Origin of the sequence: Rhodococcus sp. 11-3, assembly GCF_023704055.1 — a bacterium.
Lineage (GTDB): Bacteria > Actinomycetota > Actinomycetes > Mycobacteriales > Mycobacteriaceae > Rhodococcus > Rhodococcus aetherivorans.
The window spans coordinates 1,172,907-1,188,410 of sequence record NZ_CP080406.1 but is presented as its reverse complement, the minus strand read 5'-3'; the positions used below and the strand labels follow the sequence as shown (position 1 = coordinate 1,188,410).

Annotated in this window: 13 protein-coding genes, 1 pseudogene and 1 riboswitch; of the genes and pseudogenes, 7 read left to right on the top strand and 7 right to left on the bottom strand. The window is 71.1% G+C overall.

Annotated elements, in window-relative coordinates; translation table 11 throughout:
• Positions 1-65 precede the first annotated feature (65 nt).
• A riboswitch (cobalamin riboswitch) is annotated at positions 66-185 on the bottom strand.
• 516 nt (positions 186-701) lie between these two features.
• A complete protein-coding gene (locus KZJ41_RS05530) occupies positions 702-959 on the top strand; it encodes a hypothetical protein (protein WP_006932002.1) in 258 nt (85 codons plus the stop codon).
• Between the two features lie 17 nt (positions 960-976).
• On the opposite strand, the gene KZJ41_RS05525 is transcribed toward KZJ41_RS05530, so the two are convergent.
• The 3 genes from KZJ41_RS05525 to KZJ41_RS05515 all read right to left on the bottom strand — a co-directional run bounded on the left by KZJ41_RS05525 (position 977) and on the right by KZJ41_RS05515 (position 2,894).
• Positions 977-1,312: a hypothetical protein gene (locus KZJ41_RS05525; RefSeq protein WP_029541385.1), complete on the bottom strand. Its 336-nt coding sequence runs from the start codon at positions 1,310-1,312 to the stop codon at positions 977-979.
• Between the two features lie 174 nt (positions 1,313-1,486).
• A complete protein-coding gene (locus KZJ41_RS05520; RefSeq protein WP_083662398.1) occupies positions 1,487-2,464 on the bottom strand; it encodes an LLM class F420-dependent oxidoreductase in 978 nt (325 codons plus the stop codon).
• Between the two features lie 205 nt (positions 2,465-2,669).
• Positions 2,670-2,894 (bottom strand): hypothetical protein, encoded by a 225-nt coding sequence (locus tag KZJ41_RS05515; protein WP_157127591.1) that lies wholly within the window; start codon positions 2,892-2,894, stop codon positions 2,670-2,672.
• A gap of 178 nt (positions 2,895-3,072) precedes the next feature.
• On the opposite strand from KZJ41_RS05515, the gene KZJ41_RS28480 reads away from it, so the two are divergent.
• Entirely contained in the window at positions 3,073-5,868 is a 2,796-nt protein-coding gene (locus tag KZJ41_RS28480) for an AAA family ATPase (protein WP_269465941.1), read from the top strand.
• Here KZJ41_RS28480 and KZJ41_RS05500 read toward each other — a convergent pair.
• Positions 5,841-6,800 carry a LysR substrate-binding domain-containing protein gene (locus KZJ41_RS05500; RefSeq protein WP_251550948.1) on the bottom strand — a complete coding sequence of 320 codons (960 nt, stop codon included), beginning with the start codon at positions 6,798-6,800 and terminating at the stop codon, positions 5,841-5,843. The two genes, KZJ41_RS28480 and KZJ41_RS05500, sit on opposite strands and share 28 nt — an antisense overlap.
• A 37-nt stretch (positions 6,801-6,837) precedes the next feature.
• On the opposite strand from KZJ41_RS05500, the gene KZJ41_RS05495 reads away from it, so the two are divergent.
• The gene (locus KZJ41_RS05495) at positions 6,838-7,803 is read left to right on the top strand and encodes an EamA family transporter (protein ID WP_251550350.1); all 966 of its coding nucleotides are present in this window, start codon (positions 6,838-6,840) and stop codon (positions 7,801-7,803) included.
• Positions 7,800-8,480 (top strand): NAD(P)-dependent oxidoreductase, encoded by a 681-nt coding sequence (locus tag KZJ41_RS05490; protein ID WP_065922995.1) that lies wholly within the window; start codon positions 7,800-7,802, stop codon positions 8,478-8,480. Before KZJ41_RS05495 ends, KZJ41_RS05490 begins: the two co-directional genes overlap by 4 nt.
• Before the next feature lie 34 nt (positions 8,481-8,514).
• Here KZJ41_RS05490 and KZJ41_RS05485 read toward each other — a convergent pair whose 3' ends face one another.
• The gene (locus tag KZJ41_RS05485; protein ID WP_006931977.1) at positions 8,515-8,994 is read right to left on the bottom strand and encodes a hypothetical protein; all 480 of its coding nucleotides are present in this window, start codon (positions 8,992-8,994) and stop codon (positions 8,515-8,517) included.
• Between the two features lie 230 nt (positions 8,995-9,224).
• On the opposite strand from KZJ41_RS05485, the gene KZJ41_RS05480 reads away from it, so the two are divergent.
• Positions 9,225-10,457 carry a MalY/PatB family protein gene (locus KZJ41_RS05480; protein WP_029541366.1) on the top strand — a complete coding sequence of 411 codons (1,233 nt, stop codon included), beginning with the start codon at positions 9,225-9,227 and terminating at the stop codon, positions 10,455-10,457.
• On the opposite strand, the pseudogene KZJ41_RS05475 reads toward KZJ41_RS05480, so the two are convergent.
• Positions 10,428-12,570: pseudogene (locus KZJ41_RS05475) on the bottom strand (NAD(+) synthase). The gene KZJ41_RS05480 and the pseudogene KZJ41_RS05475 sit on opposite strands and share 30 nt — an antisense overlap.
• Before the next feature lie 202 nt (positions 12,571-12,772).
• Here KZJ41_RS05475 and KZJ41_RS05470 point away from each other — a divergent pair.
• Positions 12,773-13,477, top strand: coding sequence for a GAF and ANTAR domain-containing protein (locus KZJ41_RS05470; protein WP_206530702.1), 705 nt, complete (start codon positions 12,773-12,775; stop codon positions 13,475-13,477).
• 24 nt (positions 13,478-13,501) lie between these two features.
• Here KZJ41_RS05470 and KZJ41_RS05465 read toward each other — a convergent pair whose 3' ends face one another.
• Positions 13,502-14,248, bottom strand: coding sequence for a Mut7-C RNAse domain-containing protein (locus KZJ41_RS05465; protein WP_050034623.1), 747 nt, complete (start codon positions 14,246-14,248; stop codon positions 13,502-13,504).
• A 113-nt stretch (positions 14,249-14,361) separates the two neighbouring features.
• On the opposite strand from KZJ41_RS05465, the gene KZJ41_RS05460 reads away from it, so the two are divergent.
• Entirely contained in the window at positions 14,362-15,447 is a 1,086-nt protein-coding gene (locus tag KZJ41_RS05460; protein WP_251550348.1) for an alkene reductase, read from the top strand.
• Positions 15,448-15,504: the final 57 nt, after the last annotated feature.

Genomic DNA, 15,504 nt, shown 5'->3' with positions numbered 1-15,504 from the left:
CCCCGGACAGCGGGCACCGGCTACCCTGCTGGACTCCATCTCGTAGACCACGACGAAATACCGGAGTCGCGCACCCCCGTGCAGGCGATCGGGCTCACCGTCGGATGGACGGCCTACCGTTGCGGGTCAGCGCCGGACTCGGACCGGACTTTCCCTGCACGGGCGTCAGCAACGCTGCGGCCATTATGCATGTCGGCGGCCGGCCCGCATCGCAGGGCCGGCCACCGGTGCGCGGGTCCGTCGGGACGGCCACCCGGAGCGCCGTTCCATCGTCCGCCGCCCTCCCCCGGTTTTCACCCTCACTTTCACCCCGTTCGCGACCTCGGCTCCGGAACCGCGACGATCCCCGGTGCGTTCCGATTGATGGTGGCTGTCGAACGGGCTGCGCCCTCGTGCGGCCGGGGCGTCGCCACCGGCCCCTCTTCCGAGGAGCAACGCGCCGGAACGTCGGGTGATGCTGCGGACCGGCGGGGCCGGTCACCGCGCAGGGGGCGGTGACCGGCATCCGGGCGCGTGCGGGCCGGCACACTCGGGCGGATCACCGTACTGCCACGCCGCTGCCTCGCCCGCGGTGCCCCGGAACCGGGACCGACGACGCCGACTCCACGAAACCCAGAGTTCAAAATGCGGCCATCTGCCGGAGACCCGCCGCCGCGACACTGGAGGCACAAGGTGTCAACGACGGACGGGGAAACACTGATATGTCCGAGAACATCGCCCACCGACCCGACCCCCTCTTCGCTCTGCCGGCCGCGACGATTCCGGCGGCGCCCCACTCGATACGCCTCGAGGAGCCGGCCCCGATCCGTCCGGCCTCCGGCCTGCGTCCCCGCGTGGGCACCGTCCTCGGCACGGTCGTCTCCGCGGGGGCCGTCGCCACCATGGTGACCGGCTTCGTGGCGGTCGGTACCGTCGCCACGGTGTCCGGCCTGGTCTCGGCCGTCCGGCTCGGACCCTGACCGGCTCGGCGAACCCCTCAGTCGCCGAACTGCACGCTGTCGACGACGACGTCGGACCCGAACAGTTCGCGGGCGCGGACCAGAGCCGCGTCGCGCACCTCCGGCTCCGACAGCGTCGTGGGCAACGCCAGGGTCAGCAGCACGGAACGACCGTCGGACCTCGGCTGTGCCCTGACACGGCACACCCAGTCCACCGTTCCGCCCTCCCGGCGCAGCGCCAGCTCGGTGCGCGCGACGTCGCGCGCGAAGCAGGGCAGCGCGGGATCGGTCGTGCGTTCGAGCTGGGCCACGAGATCCTCGAGGCGATCGGTGCGCCATTGGCGCAACCCGGCCATCCGCGGTTCGACGTTCATCTCGGCACCCTTCGACGCCGGCGACCGTCGGGTGCGCTCGCGGCGGCATGCGGGTCCGAGGTCTGCGGCGTCAGCGAAAACTGACTACTACCGAGACCATCGCGCCGCGAGCGCGCGGCGTTTCACGAGCCCGGCAACAGGCTGCGCTTCATGAGCCCGGCAACAGGCTGCGCTTCATGAGCCCGGCAACAGGCTGCGCAGCGCCGGTAGCAGTTCCTGTTCGGCCCACCGGATGAACGGCCCCTGCCGGTCACCTCCGATCTGGACGAGGGCGACCTCCGTGAATCCCGCGTCGACGAACGGCCGGATCTTGTCCACGTACTCGTCGATGTCGTCGCCGCACGGCAGTTGCGCCCCGACCTGCTCGGGCGTCACGAACCGGGTGGCCGCCGCGAACGAGGACGGCGCGGGCAGGTCCGGGTTGACCTTCCAGCCGAGGCCGAACCATCGGAACTGCTCGTGCGCCCGCTGCACCGCCGCGTCGCGGTCGGTGTCGTAGGAGACGGCGATCTGCCCGACTCGCGGTTTGCCCGCTCCCCCGGCCTCGTCGAACATCCGGGTCAGCTCCGGCTCGGGTTCGGTCGCCACCATCAGGTCGGCCTTCTCCCCGGCGAGGGCGCACGACTGCGAACCGGACACGGCGATGCCGATCGGCACCCGGGTCTCGGGCAGGTCGTACAGGTGCGCGGACTCGACGTCGAAGTAGTCGCCGCGGAAGTTCACGTTGCCGCCGTCGAACAGCGCCGAAATGATCTCCACGGCCTCGGCGAGCATCTCGTGACGGGTGCCCACCGCGGGCCAGCCCTTGCCGACGACGTGTTCGTTGAGGTTCTCGCCCGCGCCCAGGCCGAGGCGGAACCGGCCCCCGGACAGGATCTGCATCGTCGCCGCCTTCTGCGCCACCACCGCCGGGTGGTACCGCAGGATCGGGCAGGTCACGTAGGTCATGAGCGGGATCTGCTCGGTGGCCTGGGCCGCGGCCCCAAGGATGGACCACGCGTAGCCGGAATGCCCCTGTTCCTCCAGCCACGGGTTGTAGTGGTCACTGATCACCGAGAAGTCGAAGCCGGCCTTCTCAGCCATCTGCACGTCGCGGACGAGGTGGTCCGGCCGGGACTGCTCGCAGAGCATGGTGTAGCCGAAGTCGGTCACTGTTCGTTTCCTCCCGTGGTCCGTGCCGGGCGCCCTGCCGATGCCGGCGATCCGTCCTTCGGGATACCCACCGGTCGCCTCGGTACACGACCGTCACGGTAGGGAGGGGCCGCCGAGATGCCGGCTGCGCATCTCGGCAGGTACGGGTGTCTCGTTGCGGCGGGCCGGCCGGGCCGGCTCGCCGCAACGAGGGGTCGACCCGGTGTCAGACGAGGCAGACCACGAACAGCGGCACTCCGACGACCGGAACGAAGAGCAACGGAACGCACACGACACCGAACGGGCCGAGGACCGCCGGCTGGACGGATTCCGCGATCGGGGCAGGCGCGGTGGGGATGGCGGGGGCCGCTGTCGCGGCGCCGGTGCCGAGGGCGATCATGGGGGCCATGGCGGTCGCCGCTACCGCCGCGCGAAACGTATTCCTGCTCATGGTGTTTCTCCTCGCATCGCGTGCCGCGACCGGTACGCGCCCACGGCACGGAAATGGATCGGCTGTGTATCAGCATCGCCGAAGAACCCGACGCCGGGCGACGGGGAAAACCCTGCATCGCGACGACTCGGGCATGACCACGTACCGACGGGTCTCGTTTCGGTCGAGGCCGGCCCCGATGCTTCCATTTCGGTTGAGAAGAGGGTCCCGGCCCCCGCCCGGGGGCTACGGTGAAGCTGTGCTGTTCGGGCGGGGACCGGAATGCGCACGCATCGATCGGCTGCTTGCCGCACTCCGGCAGGGAGCGGGTGGAGCAGTGGTGCTGAGCGGGGAAGCGGGAATCGGCAAGACCGCCCTCCTCGACTACGCCCGCGAGCATGCCTCCGGGCTCGGCGTGCTGTCGGTGACGGGTGCGGAAGCCGAGGCCCCGTTCCCCTTCGCGGCGCTCGAACGCCTGCTGGCGCCGGTGCCGGGGCCCATCGCGTCGCTGCCCAGGGTGCGCGCGCTGTGCGGCTCCACCGCGCGCGAAATTCCCGGGCCGGAGGACCGATTCGCGATCTACGCCGGATTCTTCCGGATTTTGACAGCGGCCGCACGCAGCGCGGCACTGCTGGTGGTGATCGACGATGCCCAGTGGCTGGACCGGCCGACCCTGGACGCCGTCGCCTTCGCCGCTCGGCGGCTCACCACCGAGCGGATCGGGATTCTGGTCGCCACCCGCGAGCCGCAGGGTCCGGCCGGCGTCGAGACGTCGGTGGTGCGGGGTCTCGACGACGAGGCGGCCGGTCAGCTGCTGGCCGCCCTCCTGGGCCGGCGCCCGCCGGACGACGTGGTGGCGGCGGCGGCCGCACAGGTGGGGGGCAACCCGTCGGCGCTGCTGGAGCTGGCGGGCACTCTCTCGTGCGACGAACTCACCGGAACCCGTCCGCTGCGCCTCCCGGTACGCGCCGGGTCGGCCGCGACCCGCATCTTCGGCGCGCGCATCGCCGCGCTCGACGACGCGACACGCCGAGCCCTCCAGGTCGCGGCGGTGGCGGCCGACGACGGGTTGCCGGTGGTGTCCGCCGTCCTGGCGCACCTGGGGATCGCCGGCGGTGCCCTGGGAACGCTCGAGGACACCGGGTTGACGTCGTTCGCGGGCGGCCGGTTGTCCTTTCCGCATCCGTTGATCCGCAGCGCCGCGGTATCCGATCTCCCGCCGACGCGGCGGCGGTCGCTGCACCGCGCAGTGGCCGAGATGCTCACCGATCCGGCGCAGCAGGACCGACGTGCGTGGCACCTGACCGAAGCCACCCTCGCCCCGGACGAGGGCACCGCCCGGGAACTGGAGCAGTCCGCGCGGCTGACGTCGGAACGGCGCGGGTACGCGGCCGCCGCGGTCGTCATGGAGCAGGCTGCCGCGTTCTCCGCCGACGAGGCGGGTACGGCCCGGCGTCTCTGCGCGGCGGCCGACGCGGCCCGGCGCGCGGGCCGCAGCACGACCGCGCTGCGGCTGCTGGACCGATCCGACGACCACACCACCGATCCGGCCCTGCGGGCCGCCAGCGCCGGCGTCCGCGGACGGGTCGAACTCCACACCGGCGCAGCGTGTATCGCACGCCGGGTGTGGGAGACGGGCGCCGCGGACATCGGTCGACGAGACCCGGCGCGAGGCGCCCACCTGTTGGCCATGGCGGCCGAGGGAGCACTCGTCGCCGGCGAGCCCGAGGGGGCACTGCGGCTCGCTCGCCGGGCGATCCGATCGGCGCCGCCCCGGGACACCGACACGACGCTCCTCGGCTCGCTCGTCATCGGCAACGCGCTGTCGTTGTCCGGCAACCCCTCCGACGGGATGCGCTGGCTGCAGGATGCGGCGGCGCTCGCACGGTGGGGCACCGACGCCGACGTCGAATGGGTCCTGTTCGCGGAGCTGGGCGCGGTGGCCTGGCACGGGGAGGACGGCGATCCGCGGCAGGTGCTCGACCCGCTGGTCCACCGGCTCCGGGCCGAGGGCGCCTGGGGGCAGTTGCCCCTGGCGCTGTACGTCACGGCGCTGGCCGACAGCCGCCTCGGACGCCTGCACTCCGGTCGTCGCGCGGCCACCGAGGCCGTCGAACTCTCCACCCACACAGACGATTTGCTCGCGCTCTGCGCGGCGCTCGGATGCCTGGCGGAACTCGAGGCGCAACTCGGTGACGAACAGGCCTGCCGGGCGCACGCCGCCGACTCGTTGCGGATCCGCGAGAGGACCCGTCTGGGCGAGATGCATCGCGACGCCCTGGACGGACTCGGGCTGCTGGAACTGAGCCTGAATCGGCCCGACCGTGCCGTCGACCATCTGGAGGAGGCCAACCGGCGACCGTCCGGGTACGCGGACGGTCTCCTCGTCGCGCGAGCGTCGTCCGCAGACCTGATCGAAGCGTACGTCCGAACAGGACGCGACGTGCCGGACGCGGTTCGCGAACAGTTGCGGCTGCTCACGGAACTCGCGCTGCCCGATGCCCTCGGAGCCCTGATCTGCCGCGGCCGGGCACTGATCGGCGACGACGCGGAGTACGACACCTGGTTCACCAAAGCCCTGCAACTGCACGCACGCTCGCCGTCCCCGTTCGACACCGCCCGGACCGCGCTGTGCTACGGCGAACGGTTGCGCCGCGCCGGGCGCCGGCGCGACGCCCGCAAGCATCTGGAGGTGGCGTTCGACGCGTTCCGGCACATCGGGGCCCGCACGTGGGCCGCACAGGCCGCGACGGAACTGGGCGCTGTCGGCCGGCCGGTCGACGCGCCCGCCGCTGCCGCGGGACACCGGCTCACCCCGCAGGAACTCCAGGTGGCCCGGCTCGCGGCCCGCGGCGGCACCAACCGTGAGATCGCCGAGCAGCTCTTCCTCAGCGTCAAGACCATCGAAATGCATCTGGGACGGCTGTACCGGAAACTCGGCGTCCGGTCCCGCACCCAGCTGGCGAACTACCTGCGCGACAACGTCCTCGCCTGAGCATCCGACTCCCAGGACGATGGTCGCATCGGAATAGGTTGGGAATTCAGTCGATTCGATGCCATCTGAGAGTGCAATGCGTCCAGGAATGCCACCGCGGCGGGCGCGGGGTCGAAGTCGCTCCAGACGAGGTATTCGACTCGGGTCGGCCCGTCGCTGACGGGCACCTGGACCAGGTTCGGGTTCGAGGGGACGAAGGCGGGGGGCAGCAGCGCGACGGCGAGGCCCTGTTTCACGAGGTCGAGGATCAGATCGGTAGACATCGATTCGAAGGTCACCTCGCGCCGGAGTTCGGCAGCATCGAAGGCCCGGTCGCTCTGTGCGCGCCCCTGCGTCCCGGCGGGAAAATCCGCGAAGGTCTCGTCTGCCAGATCGCGTAGGCGCAGGCGGCGCCGCCCCGACAGTCGATGATCAGCGGCGAGAACGGCAACGAGACGTTCGCGGGCCAACTCGATGAACCGGACACGGTGAGGGGTGGTCGCGTCAGGCAGGCCCAGCACGGCGATGTCGACCTCGCCCGCGCGGATCGCGGTCACGAGTTCGTCGCTGCCGCCGTTTCGAAGCGCGATGCTCACCGCCGGGTGAGCGCGGTGGAATTCGCCCAGCGCAGCGGGAATGTCGATGGCGGTCACGGTGGGGATGACACCGATCGTCAACGGGCCACGGATCTGCCCTACGGTCGCGGCCGCGTCGGCGGCGGCACGCTCGGCGGCCTCCAGACTCGCCCGCGCCGCGGGCAGGAACGCCGCCCCGGCATCAGTGAGCTCGACCCGACGGCTGGTCCGGGCGAACAGCGGCACGCCCAGCTCTTGTTCGAGCGCCTTGATCTGGTGACTGAGCGCCGATTGGACGACGAAGCACTGCTCGGCCGCTCGGGTGAAGTTCTTCTTCTCTGCCACGGCGAGCACATACCGCAGTTGCTGCAACTCCATCCATCTATCGTGCATCGCGATCGTTGTGATGAAAAGCATGTGTTGGACTCATCAACCGAAAGGGCACGACAGTGGTGGGGTGACTACGACGACCACTTCTCCGCCCACGTCACCCGGCCCGGTGACGAATCGTGCGGCGCTCACCGCGGCGACCGCCGTGGCCCCGGTGGTGTGGGGCACGACCTACCTCGTCACCACCGAACTGCTGCCGCCTGACCACCCCCTGTTCGCCGCGCTCATGCGCGCTCTGCCCGCAGGCGCACTCGGCCTCCTGCTCTCCCGCACGCTTCCGCGCGGGGCATGGTGGTGGAAGGCCGCGGTGCTGGGCGCCTTGAACATCGGCCTGTTCTTCCCGCTGCTGTTCCTCGCCGCGGAACGACTGCCCGGCGGAGTGGCCGCCACTCTCGGGGCGACCCAGCCGATCCTCGTCGCCGTCCTCGCCGTGATCGTTCTGTCCGAACGCCTCTCGCTCTGGCGCCTGGGCTGGGGCGTCGTCGGCGTGGTCGGGGTGGGGCTGGTGGTGCTGGGCCCCGGAGCGATGTTCGACCCCGCCGGCATCATCGCCGGTCTGGCCGGTGCCGCTGCGATGGGAATCGGCGTCGTTCTCACCAAACGGTGGGGCCGGCCCGAGGAAGTCAGCGCGATCGGCTTCGCAGGTTGGCAGCTCACCGCCGGAGGCCTGGTGCTGCTGGCCCCGACGCTGTTGTTCGAGGGGATTCCCAGCCGAATCGGCGCCCCCGCCGTGGCGGGCTACCTCTGGCTCGGCATCGTCGGCGGGCTTCTTGCCTATTCCCTCTGGTTCAACGGCCTGCGCACCCTGCCGGTCACCGCGACGGCTCTGCTCGGACTGCTCTCCCCACTCGTGGCCGCCGTCCTCGGCGTCGTCGTGGCAGGCGAAACCCTCAGCGCACTCCAACTTGTCGGCTTCGCGTTCGCCCTCGCAGCGCTGGGCGCCGGACAGGTCATCCCTCGTCCCCGTACGAGGAAAGGACTCCCGTCGTGAACATCACCGTCATCGGCGCCACCGGCATGGTCGGCTCGCGCCTCGTCACCGAAGCCGCCGCCCGCGGGCACCGCGTCACCGCCGCCGCCCGGCACCCCGGTACACACCCGACCCCCGCCGTCACTCCCCTCGCTGTCGATGCCGGCGCACCCGGGCAACTCGAGGCCGCACTCGCCGACGCCCACGCCGCGATCCTCGCCGTCCGTGCCGCTCCCGGCCAGGAGCAGACGATCGCACCGCTGACCACCGCAGTTCTGGACGCGGCAGGCCGGGCCGGCGCCCGTCTACTCGTCATCGGCGGGGCCGGGCCCTTACGCTCACCGCACAAGGGCGACCTGTTGGTCATCGACGATCCGAACTATGTGCCGATCGAATGGCGAGCGATCGCCGACGCCAGCGCCACCCAACTCCGCACCTGCGTCCAGCACCCGAACCACCGCTGGACCTATCTCAGCCCGCCCGCGATCCTCGAACCCGGTACCCGCACCGGCACGTACCGCCGGGGAACCACCACCCTGCTCACCGAGCCGGACGGCACCTCCCGCATCACCGCCGAGGACCTCGCCGTGGCCGCCCTGGACGAAATCGAGCGCCCCGGCACCGACCGGCACTTCACCGTTGCGCAGAACTCCACTGTTCACGCCGCCACATCAACGTCAGGGGTCAGGAGGGGCTGACAGCCCCGATTACGGCGCGCGCACTCTTCAATCGTCATCGGCGGTGCCGGCGCGCCGCCGACGAGTCCGCCCAGTGCTCCCACGCCGACTGACGCGTCATCCCCACCAGCTCCCCCACCTGCGCCCACGAGGCACCCTCGGCGCGCAGGCGCCGTACCCCCTCGTCCACCACTTCGGTCAGGGCCTGCTGTTCGGCCGCCAACCGGTCGAGCTGCTCGAGCGCATCGAGCACCGCCGCCTTCGCCGACACCCGATAGATGTGGCGCACCCACTCCTCCTCGAGCTTTTCCCGCGTCAGGCGCCCCGGACGCAACGCCTCGCCCGAACCGACCCGCACCGCCGTGCTGCCCAGCCAGTCACAATGCAGACACTCCGCCCGCCACGCGCACGCCCCCACCGCAACGCCGCCGGCGATCGGCACCGGCCGCCCCGCCTCGTCCTCGATCCGGATCGTGCCGACATACGGCCCCTCCCCGGGTACCAGCAACTCCCACTCCGGCAACCGCCTCGCCATGTCGTCAGGCTCCACCCATCACGCAGGCGCCGTCAACCACACCCCGTGCCAGGTGCTGCGCGACGGGCACGGCAGGCAGGCGCTTTCGAACGTCGATCGACCACTCGCGGAGTGCACGGGCAGCTGCGGACGAAGGCGGATCGGATTTCGGGTTCGCTTCCGTCCGGTACGCGGCACGGGCACACTCACTGCATGGACTGCTCGGGGGACCCCCGTTCCGGGACCGTCCGATGACCGGATTGCCTCCGGCATCGGAGGCCCGGTATCCCGGATTCGACGATATCGAGATCGGCGATCTCGTCCGTCGCACCGGGGTCAAGTGGGCACGTGCCGTCCGCGCGGGCGCCCTACCGGCCTGGGTGGCCGACATGGACTTCCCGATCGCCCCCGAGATCCGGGACGCGCTGTGCGAGTCGGCCCGGTCGGGAGAACTCGGCTACCCCGATTGGCTCGGCGGTACCCCGCTGCGTGCGGAATTCGCCCGGCGGATGCAGTCCCGATACGGATGGACGGTCGACCCCGCCGACGTCCGGGAGCAGACCGATCTCATCCAGGCCCTGCAACTGATCCTGCACCTGCACACCGAGCGCGGCGACGCCGTCGTGATCCAGACTCCGAACTACCCGCCGTTCCTGGCCACCATCGCGGCCATGGGCCGCAGGACGGTCGAATTCCCGTTCGCCGACACACAGGACGGGTGGCGGCTCGACTTCGAGACGCTCAGGGCGTCGCTCGCCGCCGAGCGCCCGAAAGTGCTCGTCCTGGTCGATCCGCACAACCCGACCGGACGCGTCCACACCCGTTCCGAACTCACCCGCATCGCCGAACTGGCCGTCGAGTTCGACCTTCTCGTCGTCAGCGACGAGATTCATGCGGAGCTGATCTACGCGCCGCACCGGCACATCCCGTTCGCGTCGATCAGTCCGGAGGCGGCAGCTCGGACGATCACCGTCACGTCGGCCGGAAAGGCCTTCAACATCGCCGGACTGCGCTGCGCCGTCGCGCACTACGGGTCGAAGCAGTTGCTCGCCGTGCGGGACGGCGAACCGCCCGACCTGTACGGAACCGTATCGACCCCGGCGGTGCTCGGCACACTGGCCGCATGGCAACGCTGCCAGAGCTGGCAGGACACGCTGCTCCGAGTGCTCGACCGCAACCGGCGACGTGTCGACACGGTCCTGCGCGAGCACCTGCCGGAAGCCCGCCACCATCTGCCGGAAGCCACCTACCTCAGCTGGGTCGATGTCTCGGCCGCGCCCGTCGACGATCCGATCCGCCGGATCCGGGACCTCGGCCGGGTGCTGGTCGACGGCGGCAGACCCTTCGGAAGCGCGGCAGCGGGATTCGTGCGGATCAACTTCGCCACGTCGGCGGCTGTCCTCGAGCACATCCTCGACGGCATCTCGGCGGCGATGCGCGGGCGACGAGCCGTCTCACCGCTGACGGAGTTCCTCGGAACCTGATCCGCCCCGGTCCTCCGGCACCTCCCGATCGAGTTCGTCGAGCCAGATGCGCGCGGACGCGTCGGAGGGCGCACGCCAGTCCCCGCGCGGTGAGAGGGACCCCCCCGGCGGCGACCTTCGGCCCGTTCGGCATCGCGGACCGCTTGAACTGGCTGAAGGCGAAGAACCGCTGGACGAACACACCCAGCCACCGCCGGATCTCGGGCAGGTCGTACTCGCGGCGGGCATGCCCGGGATGGCCGGACGGCCACTCCCCGGCGCCGGCCTCGTGCCAGGCCTGCCATGCGAGGTAGGCGATCTTCGACGGCCGGAACCCGAAGCGCAGCACCTGGAACAGGAAGAAGTCGTGCAGGTCGTAGGGACCGATCGTGGCCTGGGTGCTCTGCGGCGTCTCCCCCTCCTCGACGGGGACGAGCTCGGGACTGATCTCGGTGCCCAGCACGGCCTCGAGGGTGGCGCCGACCTCGTCGTCGAATTGCCCGGACGAGACGACCCAGCGGATCAGATGCTGGATGAGCGTCTTCGGCACCCCGGCGTTGACGTTGTAGTGCGACATCTGGTCCCCGACGCCGTACGTGGACCAGCCCAGCGCGATCTCCGACAGGTCGCCCGTCCCGAGCACCAAGCCGCCGCGCTGGTTCGCGGCCCGGAACAGATAGTCGGTGCGCAGCCCGGCCTGGATGTTCTCGAACGTGATGTCGTAGACCCGCTCGCCGCGCGCAAACGGGTGACCCAGGTCCTCCAGCATCACGCGCGCGGCACGGGTGATGTCGATTTCCTCGAGCGTCACCCCGAGCGAGTGGCACAGCCGGCGGGCGTTCTCCCGGGTCCGGTCGCTCGTCGCGAACCCCGGGAGGGTGAAGGCGAGCACGTCCTCGCGCGGACGGCCGAGGCGGTCCATCGCCTTGACGGCGACGATGAGCGCGTGCGTGGAGTCCAGTCCGCCCGACACGCCGATCACGACCTTCGGACCGCCCCGCGTCGGACCACTCAGCGCACGCAGGCGCTGCTCGAGCCCGGCGACCTGGATGTTGTACGCCTCGTAGCAGTCGTGCTCGAGGCGGGCCGGATCGGACGGCACGAAGGGGTATCGCTCCACCCGGCGCCGCAACCCGATGTCGGTGAGCGGAGGCGCGAGGGTGAACGCGATACGGCGGAACGCGTCGAGGCGGGCCGCGTGATGACGCCGATTGTCGTCGAAGGTGCCCATGCGGGTGCGCTCGTTGCGCAGCAGTTCGAGGTCGACGTCGGCCACCGCGTGCTGTTCGCCGCGCGGGAACCGCTCGGTCTCGGCGAGCAGCATCCCGTTCTCGTACACCATCGCCTGCCCGTCCCAGGACAGGTCGGTGGTGGACTCCCCCGATCCCGCCGCGCAGTACACGTAGGCGGCCAGGCACCGCGACGACGCCGAGCGAGCCAGCAGGTGACGGTCCTCGGCGCGGCCGACGGTGATCGGGCTGCCCGACAGGTTCGCCAGCACCGTCGCGCCGGCCAGGGCGGCCTCCGCGCTGGGCGGGATGGGGACCCACATGTCCTCGCAGATCTCCACGTGGAGCACCAGACCGGGAACGTCGGTGGCCTCGAACAGCAGATCGGGACCGAACGGTGCGTCGTGACCGGCGACCCGGACCGTGCCGCTCGCATCGTCCCCCGGCGCGATCTGCCGGCGCTCGTAGAACTCCCGATACGTCGGCAGATACGACTTGGGGGCGACCCCCAGGACCCGGCCGCGGTGCACGACCGCGACGGCGTTGTAGATCCGGTGCCGATGCCGCAGCGGCAGGCCCACCAGCAGGACGGGCAGCAGGCCGGCCGAGCCGGCGACGATCTCCGCCAGCGCCCGCTCGGCCGCCTCCAGCACGGTGTCCTGCATCGACAGGTCCTCGACCGAGTACCCGGTCAACGTCATCTCGGGAAACACCGCCAGCCCGACCCCGTCGTCATGGCAGACCCGGGCGGCCCGCAGCACCGCCGCCGCGTTGGCCGCCGGATCGACGATCGTCGTCGGCGTCGCGCAGGCCGCGACCCGCAGGAAGCCGTGGCGGTAGCTGGACCGGAACTCGGGTCTCGCCGCGGGGACGGGGACGTCCCGAGCGCCGGCTTCGTCGGTCATCGCGCTGCCTCCTTCTCCGTCGTCCGCGCCCTCGCGGCGCCCGGATCGCGTGATCGAATCCTAGGGATCCGGCCGCTCGACGCCACTCGGCGACGTGGAGCGGGCCGGATCCGGACTTTCGCGGCATTATCTCGGCGTTTCGGGGAACACTCCGGTACAGACGACGGAAACTGGGCCCGTCCGCGCGGCACAGGGGGTGGTGATGGCCTACCGGCACAGGGAATTCGTCGCTGCGCTGTCGAAGTTCGCGCAGCGCCTCCTCACCCCGTACGAGGTCGACGCCGCCCTCGACGCAGTCGTCCGCAAGGTGACCACCGTGCTCGAGCTGTCGGGAGCGGGAGTGACTCTGCACATCGACGGCCGGCTCCGGTTCGTCACCGCCGCCGGCGAACAGATCGAAGCGATGGAGCGGTGCCAGGAGCGATTCGCCGCCGGACCGTGCGCGCACGCCTTCGCCCATGGCGAGACCATCGCCGTCTCCGATGTGCGCCGCCGCGACGATCTGTGGCCGGAGTTCGCCGCCGAGGCGCGACGGCGGGAGATCGCCGCCGTCGCCGGTGTCCCGATGCAGCTCGGCGAGGTCAAGGTCGGCGCCCTGGACCTCTACTGCCGCGAGCCCCGGGAATGGGCCGACGACGAGCTCGCCGCCGCGCAGGTGTTCGCCGACATGGCCACCGGCTACATCGTCAACTCGGACAAGCTGCGCCAGCAGGAGCAGCTCTCCGCGCAACTGCAGACCGCGCTCGACACCCGCATCGTCGTCGAGCAGGCCAAGGGCATCACCGCCCAGGCCCGCGGCGTCACGCCGGCCGCGGCGTTCGAGCTGATCCGCGCCTACGCGCGCCGCCATCAGGCGCCGGTGCGCGCCGTCGCGCAGGCGATCGTCGACGTCGGGTTGCGCATCTGACGTCGAGGTGCGCATCTGAGGACGTCAGACCTCCGCCGCGATCTCCCGCACGAGGGCGACCAGCTTCCGGTGATGCGACCCGGCCCAGTAGATGCGGCCGCAGTCCGTGCACCGGGAGAACTCGTCGTAGAAGCGGCGGGTGAGCGGCTCGAGCCGATCGAGGACCTCGTCCTTGGGCACCGGGTCGAGCCGGCCGTTGCAGCGCAGGCACCGGGTGAGCGGGGCGAACCGCGCCGCGAGATCGAGCCGGCGGACGACCTCGACGATCTGCTCGAGCGGGCGGTCGGCGTGCACGAACAGCCCGTGGGTGATCTCCCGGCGCTCGAGCAGTCCCCGGTCGCGGGTCAGCAGGATCCGCTGATCCGCACGCCCGATCCTCGCCAGCTCCGCGTCGTCCATATCGGAGGTCCAGATCACGTCGAACCCCAGCAACCGGAGCAGACGCGCCAGCCGGCCCAGGTTGACGTCGACCACGAACCGGGGGTCACGCAGGGGAACCGGGCGCAGCCGGGTGATCGGCTCGATGTCGAGCGCCTCGAACAAGGGATAGACCGCTATGCGGGCGCCCGAGCGCGGCCGGTACGCGAAATCCACCGGCTCGCCGTCGACCACGATCAGATCGACCTCGGTGTGCGGTATGCCCATCGCCTCGACGACGTCCTTGACCGTCTGATGGGCACGGAACGGCCGCCGCACCGCGATGCCCCGCGACTCGGGCGCCACGAAGTCGTTCAGCTCGGCGTACGCCCGGACCTCGACGTGGCCGGTCATCGGACCATCTTCGCGCGCAGCATGACCCGGCACAACCGTCGCGGCGGGCGTGACGCCGGTCGCAGTCGGTCACGTTCGGGAATCGCGGGTACGCCAGCCCGGTTGCGCCCGACATGGATTTGTTTACACCCGTCACCCTCGGAGACCTCGAACTCGCCAATCGCGTTGTCATGGCCCCACTGACCCGGCTGCGGTCCGGCGCCTCCGGCGTCCCCGGAGACCTGGTGGTCGAGCACTACCGGCAGCGGGCGAGTGCCGGGCTGATCATCGCCGAGGGCACCTATGTGAACCACGAATCGCAGGCCTTCGTCGGCCAGCCGGGGATCGTCACCGGCGAGCAGGAGGCCGGCTGGCGGCGGGTGGCCGAGGCGGTGCACGACCGCGGCGGCCGCATCGTGCTGCAGGTGATGCACGGCGGCCGGGTCACGCACCCCGACGTGAACGGCGGCCGGCGGGTCGTCGCCCCGAGCGCGATCGCGATCGACGGTGTGGGGCACACGGAGAAGGGCAAGCAGCCGTACCCGGTGCCGCACGCGCTGACCACGGAGGAGGCGCGGGCGATCATCGGGGACTTCGTCGCCGCGGCCCGCCGGGCGATCGAGGCCGGGCTGGACGGCGTGGAGATCCACAGCGCCAACGGCTACCTGCTGCACGAATTCCTCTCCCCGGCCGCCAATCAGCGCGCCGACGAGTACGGCGGTTCGCCGCAGAACCGGGCCCGTTTCGTCGTGGAGGTGGTCACGGCGGTGGCATCGGCCATCGGCGCCGGCCGGGTCGGGCTGCGGATCTCGCCGGAGCACAACATCCAGGACGCCTACGAAACCGACCGGGACGACGTCCTGGCCACCTACGGCACCCTGCTCGAGCAGGTGCGCCCGCTGAATCTGGCCTACCTGTCCGTGCTGCACGCGGACCCGGCCGGTGAGCTGGTGCAGGAGCTGCGCCGGCGTTTCGGCGGCAGGCTGATCGCCAACAGCGGCTTCGCGTCGCCGACCACCCGTGCGGAGGCGGTGCAGCTGATCGAGGCCGCCCATGCCGACGCCGTGGCGGTGGGCCGGGCGCTCATCGCCAATCCCGATCTGGTCGAGCGCTGGCACGGCGAGCACCCGGAGAACGAGCTGCGGCCGGCGTTGTTCTACTCGCCGGGCGCCGAGGGCTACACCGACTACCCGTTCCTGCCGTTCCTGCAGGCGGGCTGAGCCTCAGGGCTGCGCCGGCCCCGCTCGGCAGCGGAGAGAACAACTCTCGCCGTCTTC

What these genes read in the sequence shown, in the direction of transcription:
- KZJ41_RS05530 (WP_006932002.1), top strand. Translation starts at nt 702, where the DNA reads ATGTCCGAGAACATCGCCCACCGACCCGACCCCCTCTTCGCTCTGCCG.
- KZJ41_RS05525 (WP_029541385.1), bottom strand. Translation starts at nt 1,312, where the DNA reads ATGAACGTCGAACCGCGGATGGCCGGGTTGCGCCAATGGCGCACCGAT.
- KZJ41_RS05515 (WP_157127591.1), bottom strand. Translation starts at nt 2,894, where the DNA reads ATGAGCAGGAATACGTTTCGCGCGGCGGTAGCGGCGACCGCCATGGCC.
- KZJ41_RS28480 (WP_269465941.1), top strand. Translation starts at nt 3,073, where the DNA reads ATGCTTCCATTTCGGTTGAGAAGAGGGTCCCGGCCCCCGCCCGGGGGC.
- KZJ41_RS05500 (WP_251550948.1), bottom strand. Translation starts at nt 6,800, where the DNA reads ATGGAGTTGCAGCAACTGCGGTATGTGCTCGCCGTGGCAGAGAAGAAG.
- KZJ41_RS05495 (WP_251550350.1), top strand. Translation starts at nt 6,838, where the DNA reads ATGTGTTGGACTCATCAACCGAAAGGGCACGACAGTGGTGGGGTGACT.
- KZJ41_RS05485 (WP_006931977.1), bottom strand. Translation starts at nt 8,994, where the DNA reads ATGGCGAGGCGGTTGCCGGAGTGGGAGTTGCTGGTACCCGGGGAGGGG.
- KZJ41_RS05480 (WP_029541366.1), top strand. Translation starts at nt 9,225, where the DNA reads ATGACCGGATTGCCTCCGGCATCGGAGGCCCGGTATCCCGGATTCGAC.
- KZJ41_RS05470 (WP_206530702.1), top strand. Translation starts at nt 12,773, where the DNA reads ATGGCCTACCGGCACAGGGAATTCGTCGCTGCGCTGTCGAAGTTCGCG.
- KZJ41_RS05465 (WP_050034623.1), bottom strand. Translation starts at nt 14,248, where the DNA reads ATGACCGGCCACGTCGAGGTCCGGGCGTACGCCGAGCTGAACGACTTC.
- KZJ41_RS05460 (WP_251550348.1), top strand. Translation starts at nt 14,362, where the DNA reads ATGGATTTGTTTACACCCGTCACCCTCGGAGACCTCGAACTCGCCAAT.